11 protein-coding genes are annotated in these 11,593 nt (G+C 72.8%); 5 read left to right on the top strand and 6 right to left on the bottom strand.

Annotation, left to right across the window (positions count from 1 at the left end; translation table 11 throughout):
• Window positions 1–335: 335 nt before the first annotated feature.
• Together ACWGJ5_RS20935 and ACWGJ5_RS20930 are read right to left on the bottom strand one after the other, a co-directional pair.
• Window positions 336–1,574, bottom strand: a complete 1,239-nt coding sequence (locus ACWGJ5_RS20935; RefSeq protein ID WP_453311161.1) for an ROK family protein — start codon at window positions 1,572–1,574, stop codon at window positions 336–338.
• Window positions 1,575–1,610: 36 nt separating this feature from the next.
• The gene (locus tag ACWGJ5_RS20930; RefSeq protein ID WP_453311160.1) at window positions 1,611–2,255 is read right to left on the bottom strand and encodes an alpha-ketoglutarate-dependent dioxygenase AlkB family protein; all 645 of its coding nucleotides are present in this window, start codon (window positions 2,253–2,255) and stop codon (window positions 1,611–1,613) included.
• Between the two features lie 80 nt (window positions 2,256–2,335).
• On the opposite strand from ACWGJ5_RS20930, the gene ACWGJ5_RS20925 reads away from it, so the two are divergent.
• A complete protein-coding gene (locus tag ACWGJ5_RS20925; RefSeq protein ID WP_453311299.1) occupies window positions 2,336–3,469 on the top strand; it encodes a methyltransferase in 1,134 nt (377 codons plus the stop codon).
• Here the strand turns inward: ACWGJ5_RS20925 and ACWGJ5_RS20920 are convergent.
• Window positions 3,466–4,323 (bottom strand): class II fructose-bisphosphate aldolase, encoded by an 858-nt coding sequence (locus ACWGJ5_RS20920; protein WP_453311159.1) that lies wholly within the window; start codon window positions 4,321–4,323, stop codon window positions 3,466–3,468. The two genes, ACWGJ5_RS20925 and ACWGJ5_RS20920, sit on opposite strands and share 4 nt — an antisense overlap.
• A 38-nt stretch (window positions 4,324–4,361) precedes the next feature.
• Entirely contained in the window at window positions 4,362–5,243 is an 882-nt protein-coding gene (locus tag ACWGJ5_RS20915; RefSeq protein ID WP_453311158.1) for an SIS domain-containing protein, read from the bottom strand.
• A gap of 125 nt (window positions 5,244–5,368) precedes the next feature.
• Between ACWGJ5_RS20915 and ACWGJ5_RS20910 the strand changes: the two genes are divergently transcribed.
• Complete coding sequence (locus ACWGJ5_RS20910; RefSeq protein WP_453311157.1) at window positions 5,369–6,148, top strand: DeoR/GlpR family DNA-binding transcription regulator; 780 nt, start codon at window positions 5,369–5,371, stop codon at window positions 6,146–6,148.
• An 82-nt stretch (window positions 6,149–6,230) separates the two neighbouring features.
• On the opposite strand, the gene ACWGJ5_RS20905 is transcribed toward ACWGJ5_RS20910, so the two are convergent.
• Entirely contained in the window at window positions 6,231–6,626 is a 396-nt protein-coding gene (locus tag ACWGJ5_RS20905) for a luciferase domain-containing protein (RefSeq protein WP_453311156.1), read from the bottom strand.
• A gap of 626 nt (window positions 6,627–7,252) precedes the next feature.
• On the opposite strand from ACWGJ5_RS20905, the gene ACWGJ5_RS20900 reads away from it, so the two are divergent.
• Together ACWGJ5_RS20900 and ACWGJ5_RS20895 are read left to right on the top strand one after the other, a co-directional pair.
• A complete protein-coding gene (locus ACWGJ5_RS20900; RefSeq protein ID WP_453311155.1) occupies window positions 7,253–8,431 on the top strand; it encodes an MFS transporter in 1,179 nt (392 codons plus the stop codon).
• Window positions 8,432–8,779: 348 nt separating this feature from the next.
• The gene (locus tag ACWGJ5_RS20895) at window positions 8,780–9,520 is read left to right on the top strand and encodes a maleylpyruvate isomerase family mycothiol-dependent enzyme (RefSeq protein WP_453311154.1); all 741 of its coding nucleotides are present in this window, start codon (window positions 8,780–8,782) and stop codon (window positions 9,518–9,520) included.
• 6 nt (window positions 9,521–9,526) lie between these two features.
• Here ACWGJ5_RS20895 and ACWGJ5_RS20890 read toward each other — a convergent pair whose 3' ends face one another.
• A complete protein-coding gene (locus ACWGJ5_RS20890) occupies window positions 9,527–9,919 on the bottom strand; it encodes a MarR family winged helix-turn-helix transcriptional regulator (RefSeq protein ID WP_453311153.1) in 393 nt (130 codons plus the stop codon).
• 86 nt (window positions 9,920–10,005) lie between these two features.
• Here ACWGJ5_RS20890 and ACWGJ5_RS20885 point away from each other — a divergent pair, with 86 nt between their 5' ends.
• A complete protein-coding gene (locus ACWGJ5_RS20885) occupies window positions 10,006–11,496 on the top strand; it encodes an MFS transporter (protein WP_453311152.1) in 1,491 nt (496 codons plus the stop codon).
• The last annotated feature ends 97 nt before the right edge of the window (window positions 11,497–11,593 follow it).

The following is an 11,593-nucleotide window of genomic DNA, read 5'->3' as shown; positions in this document are numbered from 1 at the left end:
CCGTGCGCGATCCGACCCGGAATCCAGACAGTGCTGTGGGCGAGGCGACCGAGATCAGAGCTGGTGTACATCCGCTGGTCGCCTCCTTCCGGTAATTACGGGTCTACTCCCACCGTAAAATAGTGACTGCGGCCACAGTGGTCAAGAGGTTGACCTCGGTGTCTCGAGAACCGAGCACCTCATCGCGGTCACCGAGTCGTCCCCGGCCGGCCGTACAGGCTCTCTCCACGTATTCCAACGCCGGGGGAGGCAGGGATCGTTCCCGTTTCCGATGTTGTTGAGAACAGAGACGTCGAATCGCCGCCGCCGGCCGGCGGGGGCCGCCGGGAGCGCCGTCAGCGCAGCGCTCCCAGCGGGTCGTCGAGGACCGGCTGCCAGGCCAGCTCGGCCGCCCCGACCAGACTGTTGTGATCCAGCGTGCAGGGCAGAATCGGTACGCCACCGCTCTGACCCCACAGGCTGCGGTCCGCGACGACCGCGCGGAGCCGGCCGGGGTCGGCGTCCAGGAGGGTGCGGTGCAGGCCGCCGAGGATGATGCGGTCGGGGTTGAGGATGTTGACCAGTCCCGCCAGGCCCAGGCCCAGGCGGTCGATCAGCGCCTCGGCGGCCGTACGGACGGCCGGGTCGTCGTACTGGGTGCGCAGCAGGTCGTTGGCCTGCTGGAGCAACGACACCTCGGGGCCGGGCTCGCGGCCTGCCTCGACGAGCAGCGCCAGCGGGTCGGCCTCGACGTCCAGGCAGCCGCGGCCGCCGCAGTGGCAGGGCCGGCCCTCCGGGTTGACGGTGAGGTGGCCGACCTCCAGGGCGAGCCCCGAACTGCCGGTGTGCAGACGGCCGTCCAGGACCAGGGCGCCGCCGACACCGCGGTGCCCGGTGGCCACGCACAGCAGGTCCCGGGCGCCCCGGCCGGCGCCGTGCCGGTGTTCGGCGAGCGCGGCGAGGTTGACGTCGTTGCCGGCGAAGGCCGGCCCTGTGATGCCCGCCGCGCGCACGCACTCCGCGAAGATCTGCCGGACCGGGGCGCCCACGGGCCAGGCCAGGTGCAGCGGGTTGAGGGCGAGACCGTCGGGTTCGGCCACGGCGGACGGTACGGCGAGTCCGGCGCCGACGCAGCGCCGGCCGGTCGTGCGCAGCAGTTCCGCGCCCGTCTCGACGACCGAGCCGAGCACCTTCGCCGGGTCCGCGTCGACGGTCTCGCAGCCGGGCGCGGTCGCCACGATCCGCCCGCCGAGGCCCACCAGAGCGGCCCGGAAGCCGTCGGCGTGGACCTGCGCGGCGAGCGCCACCGGGCCGTCCCCGGCGACCTCCAGCCGGTGCGAGGGGCGGCCCTGCGAACCGGCCGCGGCGCCCGGCCGGGCATCCACGCGAATCAGTCCGAGCGCCTCCAGCTCGGCGGCCACCGCACCGGCGGTCGCCCGGGTCACCCCGAGTTCCGCGGTGAGTACGGCCCGGGTCGGCGCCCGGCCGGTGTGCACCAGCTCCAGCGCGGGACCGAGCGCTCCGCGCCCTCGGTCCAGCCGCGCCCTCGAGGTGGTCCTCTCCCCCGCCGTCCGGGGATCCGCCTTGCCGCTCATGAGGGCGAGTCTCCCATGATCCGCAGGTGCGGCGGCCTACAGGCCGCTGACCCGAAGCGTGATGTTCAGACGTCCGGACAGCCCCAACTCGTCCGGCGCGGTGCCGCCGTACACCCGCGGAACCCCGTGATGGGCGAGCCGGGCGGGCCCGCCGAAGACGAACAGGTCACCGCTGCGCAGTGCCACGTCGGTGTACGGCTTGGCGCGCGTCTCGGTGTTGCCGAAGCGGAACACGCAGGTGTCGCCGAGGCTGAGGGAGACCACCGGCGCGTCCGCCTTCTCGTCGCTGTCGCGGTGCATGCCCATGCGGGCGTCGCCGTCGTAGAAGTTGATCAGTGCGATGTCGTAGGTGTACGGCTCCTGCGGGCCCAGCGCGGCGACGGCGGCGCGGCGCGCCAGCTCGCCGAGCCAGGCCGGGAACGGCTTCACGGGGGCGCCGTCGCCGTCGACGGCCGTGCGGGCGTAGGCGTACGGGTACCAGTGCCGGCCGAGACAGACCTGCCGGGCGGTCATCGTGCCGCCGCCCGGGGTGCGTACGGTGCGCAGTCCGGCCGGCGGACGCGCCCACTGCCGGCAGGCGGCGAGCAGCTCGCGCTGCCGGCCGGCGTCCAGCCAGTCCGGGACGTGCACGGCGCCCGGTGCGACCTGAGCGCGCCCCCTGGGAAACAGCTCCGCGTCCACACGCTCCATCTTGCCGCAGGCCCGCCCCACCCGCCCTGAGCTGCGGCTCCGCTAGCCTGGGAGGCACGATGAGCGACCGTATGACGACACCGTGGGGCGAGGTCGAGCTGTCCCGCTTCCCCGAGGATCCCCGCGACCGGCTGCGTGCCTGGGACGCCGCCGACGCGTACCTGCTGCGCCACCTGGCCGAGGAGGGGGTGCCGCTCACGGGCTCGGTCGTGGTGGTCGGGGACCGCTGGGGGGCGCTGGCCGCGGCGCTCGCGGAGCACCGGCCGACGCAGATCACCGACTCCTTCCTGAGCCAGGAGGCGACCCGGGCGAATCTGGCGCGGGCCGGTGTCGAGCCCGGCGCCGTCCAGTTGCTGACCACCCAGGATCCCCCGCCGCAGCGGGTGGACGTGCTGCTGGTGCGGGTGCCGAAGAGCCTGGCGCTGCTGGAGGACCAGCTGCTGCGGCTGGCTCCCGCCGTGCACGCCGGCACTGTTGTCGTCGGCACGGGGATGGTGAAGGAGATCCACACCTCCACGCTGCAGCTGTTCGAGCGGATCCTGGGCCCGACCCGGACCTCGCTGGCGCGCCAGAAGGCCCGGCTGATCTTCTGTACCCCGGACCCGGCGCTGGAGCGGCCGGCGAACCCGTGGCCGTACGGCTACGACCTCCCGGACGGCGTCGGCGCGGTCTCCGGGCGCCCGGTCGTCAACCACGCCGGTGTCTTCTGTGCCGAGCGCCTGGACATCGGCACCCGCTTCTTCCTCCAGCACCTGCCCGGACCGGGCGCCGGCCGCGTGGTCGACCTCGGGTGCGGCAACGGCGTCGTCGGTACGGCGGTGGCCCTCGCCGATCCGTCGGCCGAGGTGCTGTTCGTGGACGAGTCCTTCCAGGCGGTGGCCTCGGCGGAGGCGACGTACAAGGCCAACGGGGTGCCCGGACACGCGGAGTTCCGGGTCGGCGACGGGCTGGCCGGGGTGGCGCCGGGCAGTGTGGACCTGGTCCTGAACAACCCGCCGTTCCACTCCCACCAGGCCACGACCGACGCGACGTCGTGGCGGATGTTCACGGGGGCGCTGCGCTCGCTCCGTCCGGGGGGTGAGCTGTGGGTGATCGGCAATCGGCACCTGGGGTACCACGTGAAGCTGAGGCGGTTGTTCGGCAACTGTGAACTGGTGGCCTCCGACCCGAAGTTCGTGGTGCTGAGGGCCGTCAAGAGGGGCTAGGCCGTCCGGGAGAGGACCCCGATGATCCGCCGCACCTCCCCGGCCATCGCGTCCCGCCCCACGCTGAGGTACTTGCGCGAGTCGACGGCCTCCGGGTGGGCGGCGAGGAAGTCCCGGATCGCTCCGGTCATGGCCACATTGAGCGCAGTGCCGACGTTGACCTTGGCGATGCCGCCGGCGACCGCCGCGACCAGGCCGTCGTCCGGGACTCCTGAGGAGCCGTGCAGGACGAGCGGGACGGACAGCGCGGCGGACAGCCGTTTCAGCAGGCCGTGGTCGAGGGCGGCGGTGCGGGTGGTCATCGCGTGCACGCTGCCGACGGCGACGGCTAGCGCGTCGACACCGGTGCCCGCCACGAAGTCGCGGGCCTGGTCCGGGTCGGTGCGGGCGCCGGGCGCGTGGGCGTCCAGCGGGAGCCTGCCGTCCTTGCCGCCGATCTGGCCCAACTCGGCCTCGATCCAGAGACCTTGGGTGTGCGCCCAGTCGGCGGCTGACCGGGTGGCGAAGAGGTTGTCGGCGTACGGCAGCCGGGCCGCGTCGTACATCACCGAGCTGAACCCGGCGTCGGGCGCCTGGCGCAGCAGGTGGTCGCTCTGCACGTGGTCCAGGTGCAACGCGACGGGGACGGTGGCGCGTTCGGCCGCGGCCACGGCCGCCCGGGCCAGCGGCAGCAGCCGCCCGTAGCGGAACTTGACGGCGTTCTCGCTGACCTGGAGCACGACGGGCGCGCCTGCCGACTCGGCGCCGGCGATGACGGCCTCGACGTGCTCCAGGGTGATGACGTTGAACGCGGCGACGGCGGATCTGGTTGCGGCGGCTGCGGTGACCAGCTCGCCGGTGGACGCGAGGGGCACTGAGGTGTCCTTCCGGGGCGCGGGCGGCGGGTCGGGCTTCAGGGGGCGAGGATCACCGAGCGGGTGAGATGACGCGGCTGGTCGGGGTCGAGGCCGCGGGCGGCGGCGACGGCGACCGCGAGCCGCTGCACGCGGACGAGTTCGGCGAGCGGATCGAGCCCGCCGCCGACCCACGACCCACCGGTGGCACGGACCTGTTCGGCGAGCCCTTCGGGTGCCTCGCCGAACATCCAGGTGGCGGTGCCCTCGGTGGTGATGCTGATCGGGCCGTGCCGGTACTCCATCGCCGGATAGGCCTCGGTCCAGGACAGCGAGGCCTCGCGCATCTTCAGCCCGGCCTCGCTCGCGAGCCCGACGGTCCAGCCGCGCCCGAGGAAGGTGAACTGGGTGCAGGCGACCAGCCCTTCGGGAAGAGGAGTGGAGAGGGCCGTGCGCGCGTCGGCGACGACGGAGTCGGCGTGCAGGCCGAGGTGGGCGCGCAGGAGGGTGAGGGCGGTGGTGGCGAACCGGGTCTGGACGACGGAGCGTTCGTCGGCGAAGTCCAGCACCACGAGGTCGTCGGCGGCCGACATCACCGGGGTGTCCGGATCCCCCGTGACGGCCGTGGTCCGGGTCCTGCCGCTCAACTCGCCGAGCAGTTCCAGCACTTCGGTGGTGGTGCCGGAGCGGGTGAGGGCCACCACCCGGTCGTACGACCGGCCGTACGGGAACTCGGAGGCCGCGAACGCGTCGGTCTCGCCCTGGCCCGCGCCCTCCCGCAGGCCGGCCACCGCCTGCGCCATGAAGTACGAGGTCCCGCACCCCACGATCGCGACCCGCTCCCCCGGCCCCGGGAGGGCGTCCCGGTACCGCCCCGCCTCCTCGGCCGCCCGTATCCAGCACTCCGGCTGGCTGTTCAGCTCGCTCTCGACATGGCTCATGGCCATACCCTCCCCTTGCTGATTGTTCCTGCAAGATATAGCGAGTTTTCGAGCAGTATCAAGCATTCGCGCGCAGAGAGGGGTGCGCTAGGGTCACCGGGAACACTTGGGAACGGAGGCCGCGGATGTCCCGGGACGCCCGCTGGAAGGCGCTGCTGGAACTGCTCGTCGAGCGCGGGCGGCTGGAGGTCGAGGAGGCGGCGGCCGAGCTGGAGGTGTCGGCGGCGACGATCCGCCGGGACTTCGACCAGCTCGCCGAGCAGCAGATGCTGGTGCGCACCCGGGGCGGGGCCGTGGTGCACGGGGTGTCGTACGAACTCCCCCTGCGCTACAAGACGGCCCGCCGCGCCTCGGAGAAGCAGCGCATCGCCAAGGCCGTGGCCGAACTCGTAGCGCCCGGCGAGGCAGTGGGGCTGACCGGCGGCACGACCACCACGGAGGTGGCCCGCGCCCTGGCCGTACGCGGCGATCTGTCCGCCGGATCGCCCGCGTTGACCATCGTGACGAACGCGCTCAACATCGCCAACGAGCTCGCCGTACGGCCCCAGTTCAAGATCGTGGTGACGGGCGGGGTGGCGCGCCCGCAGTCCTACGAGCTCATCGGCCCGCTCGCGGACGGGGTGCTCGGGCAGATCACGCTGGACGTGGCGGTGCTCGGGGTCGTCGCCTTTGACGTCACGCACGGTGCGGCGGCCCATGACGAGGCGGAAGCCGCGATCAACCGGCTGCTGTGCGAGCGCGCCGAGCGGGTGGTGGTCGCCGCGGACTCCAGCAAGCTGGGCCAGCGGGCGTTCGCCCGGATCTGCGGCGCGGAGCTGGTGGACACGCTCGTGACGGACACGGCGGTGGCCCAGGAGACGGTACGCCGCTTCGAGGAGGCGGGCGTCCGGGTCGTCACGGTGTGACGCCGGACGCGACCCGGACGCGGTCGGCCTTCACCGCCACCGTCGGCTTTCACGGCCACCGCACCGCGCCACACCGCCCGGCTCAGATACCGCTGTGGTCAGCCTTCACGAAGCCCGCGCCGCGCTGGTCGTTGCAGCCCGCCGGTGGGCGGTCGAGCGGGTCGGGCCAGGCCTGCTGGGCCTGGAGCGCCACGCTCACCAGGGTCAGCAACAGGTCGACGTCGCTCGCCGCGTCGAGGCGCAGGGTCACCCACTGCGAACCGGGCACGATCCTGATCGCGCCCGAGCCCCTGAGATCCTTGGCGAACCGCCGGATCGCCCGGTCGGTCAGCCGCAGGTCCACATCGCGCTCCGAGTGGAAGTGGGCGATCTCGCCCTGGGCCGAACTCACCGCCTGTCCAAGGCCGCAGCTCGGGACCGCCTGGCTCAGGTCGGGCCAGGTCGCCAGTTGCGCGAGCGCGCGCGAGGCCAACGTCATGGGCCCATCATGGCCCGCTCACCCCTCGGCAACCAGATCGTGAGCAAGCATTAACCGACCTGTATCCGACCGCGGAGTGCCCGTCGACGCCCTCGGAGCACGCTGAAAGAGGCATGCATCCCGCAGCGTTGACGCCCCCGCCGGTCCGAGCGAGCACAAGTCGGTGCAGGTCAAGGCCACATCGGTCGATTTCCGGCCACTCGGGCTCTGGTCACGCAAATGCCCGGGGCGGCTCGAAGCGGGGCAGAAGGCGTTGTCGCCGAAGCGGGTGGTGGCGGAGACCGGGTCGTCTCGCAGTGTGAGAACGGCAAACCCGTGGGCGTGTGCGGCGAGGCTGCCGGGCTCGCGCGGACAGCTGCCGAACCGAGCGGCTCGGGCGGCATGGTCGGCACGGCACACGAAAGCGGGCTGGGCAGGGGAACCGCTCACCGGGGACTGCTCACCGCGGCCTGCTCATCATGCAGGGCACCGGCACGAACGCGCCCGGTATACGCCCCCCTCACACCCCCTCGCCTCCACCACGCCGCCCAGCTGCCGCACCCTCCCCAATATCCCTTGCCCCGCCCCGCCGACCCACCTAGCCTGACTTTGTGCCGCTAATAAACAAACCCCGAACGCACAGCGTCGTGCCGGGTGCCCGCCGCGATCTTTCCCGGCTCCGCATCGCGCTCACCGCCTTCTTCGCCCTCGACGGCTTCGTCTTCGCGGGCTGGGTGGTCCGCATCCCCGCCATCAAGCAGCAGACCGACTCCTCCGCCGGCGCCCTCGGCCTGGCCCTCCTGGGCGTCTCCGCGGGCGCCGTCATCACCATGACGCTGACCGGTCGGCTGTGCCGCCGTTACGGCAGCCACCCGGTCACCGTGGTCTGCGCCGTCCTGCTCTCCCTCAGCGTCAGCCTGCCCCCGCTGACCCACTCCGCGCCCGCGCTCGGCGCCGTACTCCTCGTCTTCGGCGCCGCCTACGGTGGTATCAACGTCGCCTTCAACAGCGCTGCCGTCGATCTGGTGGCCGCATTGCGGCGACCGATCATGCCGTCGTTCCATGCGGCGTTCAGCCTCGGCGGCATGATCGGCGCCGGTCTCGGCGGACTGGTCGCCGGTGCGCTCTCCCCCACGCGGCATCTGCTCGGCCTGACCCTGATCGGACTGCTCGTCACGGCCGTCGCCGGGCGCACCCTGCTGCGGCAGGAGCCGCCCGCGCCGGTGGACCGCGCGCCCTCCTCGCCCCCGGAGACGCGCCGTGCCGCGGCGCGGCGGACCGGCGGCCGCGGGCTGGTCGTCGTCTTCGGGCTGATCGCGCTGTGCACGGCCTACGGCGAAGGCGCCATGGCCGACTGGGGCGCGCTCCACCTCCAGCAGGACCTCGCGGCGTCGTCCGGCGTGGCGGCGGCCGGGTACTCGTGTTTCGCGCTGGCCATGACCGTGGGCAGGGCGACCGGCACGAGCCTCCTGGAGCGCCTCGGCCGTGCCCGCACGGTGATCGGCGGGGGCACCGTCGCGGCGGTGGGGATGCTGCTCGGCTCACTCGCGCCGTCCGTGTGGGCCGCGCTGATCGGCTTCGCCGTCACCGGGCTCGGGCTCGCCAACCTCTTCCCGGTCGCCGTGGAGCGGGCCGGTGCGCTGACCGGCCCGTCCGGCGTGGCCGTCGCCTCGACGTTCGGCTACGGCGGCATGCTGCTCGGGCCGCCCGCGATCGGGTTCATGGCCGACTGGTTCTCCCTGTCGGCCGCGCTCACCAGCGTCGCGGCACTGGCCGCCGTCGCCGCGGCCATCGGGGTGTCCACGCGGCGGACGATGGGCGCGTGAGCCGGCAGCCGACGGAACCCGCCCCCGGGCGGGCCGGCTGCGTCAGGGTGTTGTCGCCGGCATTCCCGGCGTGTGGGACCACCCGGGGCATTCCAGGCCCGCGGGGTTGCCGAGGGGTCTTTCCAGCGTGCCGGTCCGGGCAGTTGTCCGGCGGGAAGGTGACCGTGCGCGTGTCCAGCCCCGCTCACAAGCCCGGTCACATCCGTCCGGCCCCGATCGGCCCCGCACCGAGCACACCCGGTCGGCCACCCCAGGGAGGTCCCAGCCGGCCCCACCGAAAACCACCGACCCGGCAAGCACCCCGTAAATCACCGACCCGGCAAGCACCCATCCGGCAAACTCACGCCCATGGACACTGCCGACTTCCTTCAGACACTGGACCGGGAGGGCCGGTCGATCGCGGCGGCCGCCGCCGCGGCGGGGACCGATGCCAAGGTGCCGACCTGCCCGGAATGGCAGGTGCGCGACCTGCTGCGGCACACCGGGATGGTGCACCGCTGGGCCGCCGCCTTCGTCGCCGAGGGGCACACCTCCTACCACCCCGACGGCGGACTGCCCGACCTGGACGGCGCCGAACTGCTCGCCTGGTTCCGGGAAGGGCACCGGTATCTCGTCGACACCCTCGCCTCCGCCGCGCCCGACGTGGAGTGCTGGCACTTCCTGCCGGCGCCGTCGCCGCTCGCGTTCTGGGCCCGGCGGCAGGCGCACGAGACGACCGTGCACCGGGTCGACGCCGAGTCCGCGAGGGGCGGTACTCCCGGCGAGATCGCCCCCGGCTTCGCCGCGGACGGCGTCGACGAGCTGCTGTGCGGGTTCCACGCGCGCGCCAAGAGCAGGGTGCGGAGCGAAGAGCCGCGGGTGCTCAGGATGCGGGCGACGGACGTGGACGGCGCGGTGTGGACCGTACGCCTGTCGCCGGAGCCGCCCGTGACCGTGCGGGAGGCGACCGGGGACGCCGACTGCGAAGTGGCCGGGCCGGCCGCGCAGTTGTACCTGTCGTTGTGGAACCGGCTGCCGTTCCCCAGCGTGACCGGGGATGCGTCGGTCGCCGCACTGTGGCGCGAGAAGTCCGCCGTCACCTGGAGCTGACAGCGCTCAGTCCGTCAGCATCCGGTTCAGTACCGCGCGCTGCACCGGCCGTACCTCGCCGTGCAGCGCGCGCCCCTTCGCCGTGAGCGCCACGCGCACCCCGCGCCGGTCCTCGGCACACATGGCGCGCTCGACCAGGCCGTCCTTCTCCAGGCGCCCGATCAGCCGGGACAGTGCGCTCTGGCTGAGGTGGACGCGGTCGGAGATCTCCTGGACGCGGTAGGCGCAGCCACCGTCCGCCGCCGCGCCCTCGGCCAGCAGGTCGAGGACCTCGAAGTCGCTGGCGCACAGGCCGTGTCCGTGCAGCGCCCGATCCAGCTCGCACTGGGTGCGGGCATGCAGCGCGAGGATGTCCCGCCACTGCTCCACGAGCGCCTGCTCGGCCCTGTTCGACGCCATGGGCCGCACCGTAGCAGAGAAACAAGATTATTGCATCGGAATTAAATGCGTTTGCATTCGATGCATGCGCATGTAGTGTCTTCGCCATGACCTCTCCGCTCACCCCCTCCGCGGCCCCGTCCCCGGCGGTTCGCTGGACCCCCCGGCTGTGGGGCACCCTGCTGGTGCTCTGCGCGGCGATGTTCCTGGACGCGCTGGACGTGTCGATGGTCGGCGTCGCGCTGCCGTCCATCGGCTCCGACCTCCACCTGTCCACATCGACGCTGCAATGGATCGTCAGCGGCTACATCCTGGGCTACGGCGGCCTGCTCCTCCTCGGCGGCCGCACCGCCGACCTGCTCGGCCGGCGTCAGGTGTTCCTCGTCGCCCTCGGTGTCTTCGCGCTCGCCTCGCTGCTCGGCGGGCTCGTGGACTCGGGTCCGCTGCTGATCGCCAGCCGTTTCGTCAAGGGCCTGAGCGCGGCCTTCACGGCCCCGGCCGGCCTGTCGATCATCACCACGACGTTCCCGGAGGGCCCGCTGCGCAACCGCGCCCTCTCCATCTACACCACCTGCGCCGCCACCGGCTTCTCCATGGGCCTGGTGCTCTCGGGCCTGCTCACCGAGGCCAGCTGGCGCTTCACCATGCTGCTGCCCGCGCCGATCGCCCTCCTCGCGCTGCTCGCCGGCCTGCGGCTGCTGCCGCGCAGCGCCCGCGAGGACAACCACGACGGCTACGACATCCCGGGCGCCGTCCTCGGTACCGCGGCGATGCTGCTGCTGGTCTTCACCGTCGTCCAGGCGCCCGAGGCAGGCTGGGCCTCGGCCCGCACGCTGTTGTCCTTCCTCGCCGTCGCAGTCCTGCTGACCGCCTTCGTCCTGGTCGAACGGCGCTCGCCGAGCCCGCTGATCCGGCTGGGTGTGCTGCGCTCGGGCAGCCAGGTGCGCGCCCAGCTCGGCGCGATCGCCTTCTTCGGCAGTTACGTGGGCTTCCAGTTCCTGACCACGCTGTACATGCAGTCCCTGCTCGGCTGGTCCGCGCTGCACACGGCACTGGCGTTCCTGCCGGCGGGAGCGCTGGTGGCGGTGTCCTCGACGAAGGTCGGCGGAGTCGTCGACCGGTTCGGCACCCCGCGGCTGATCGCCACCGGCTTCGCCTTCATGGTCCTCGGCTACGCCCTGTTCCTGCGGGTCGACCTCGACCCGGTGTACGCGGCCGTGATCCTGCCGTCCATGCTGCTGATCGGCGCGGCCTGCGCGCTGGTCTTCCCGTCGCTCAACATCCAGGCCACCAACGGGGTCGAGGACCACGAGCAGGGCATGGTCTCCGGTCTGCTCAACACCTCGGTGCAGGTGGGCGGCGCGATCTTCCTGGCCGTGGTCACCGCCGTGGTGACTGCGAAGACCCCTGCGCACGCCACCCCGCAGGCCGTCCTGGACAGCTACCGGCCGGGCTTCATGGTCGTCACGGGCATCGCGGCGGCCGGTCTGCTGATCACCCTCACCGGTCTGCGCGGCCGGCGTACACAGCGGTCCCTCGTGGTCGCCAGGTCCACCGTGGAGGAGGCAGAAGCGGAGCGCGTGGCGGTCCGTGACTAGGGGGAAGCCTCCAACCGGGCGTGCCGCGGGGGCGGTTTCCCCCCCGGGCGCCCCCCTGTTTTAGTGGGGGGAATTTAGCACACCGGGGGCCCCGCCA

This window comes from Streptomyces sp. NPDC054783 (assembly GCF_053611725.1).
Note: the sequence above shows the minus strand (reverse complement) of the source record. Positions and strands in the feature narration are given on the sequence as shown.

What these genes read in the sequence shown, in the direction of transcription:
- ACWGJ5_RS20935 (WP_453311161.1), bottom strand. Translation starts at nt 1,574, where the DNA reads ATGAGCGGCAAGGCGGATCCCCGGACGGCGGGGGAGAGGACCACCTCG.
- ACWGJ5_RS20925 (WP_453311299.1), top strand. Translation starts at nt 2,336, where the DNA reads ATGACGACACCGTGGGGCGAGGTCGAGCTGTCCCGCTTCCCCGAGGAT.
- ACWGJ5_RS20915 (WP_453311158.1), bottom strand. Translation starts at nt 5,243, where the DNA reads ATGAGCCATGTCGAGAGCGAGCTGAACAGCCAGCCGGAGTGCTGGATA.
- ACWGJ5_RS20910 (WP_453311157.1), top strand. Translation starts at nt 5,369, where the DNA reads ATGTCCCGGGACGCCCGCTGGAAGGCGCTGCTGGAACTGCTCGTCGAG.
- ACWGJ5_RS20905 (WP_453311156.1), bottom strand. Translation starts at nt 6,626, where the DNA reads ATGACGTTGGCCTCGCGCGCGCTCGCGCAACTGGCGACCTGGCCCGAC.
- ACWGJ5_RS20895 (WP_453311154.1), top strand. Translation starts at nt 8,780, where the DNA reads ATGGACACTGCCGACTTCCTTCAGACACTGGACCGGGAGGGCCGGTCG.
- ACWGJ5_RS20890 (WP_453311153.1), bottom strand. Translation starts at nt 9,919, where the DNA reads ATGGCGTCGAACAGGGCCGAGCAGGCGCTCGTGGAGCAGTGGCGGGAC.
- ACWGJ5_RS20885 (WP_453311152.1), top strand. Translation starts at nt 10,006, where the DNA reads ATGACCTCTCCGCTCACCCCCTCCGCGGCCCCGTCCCCGGCGGTTCGC.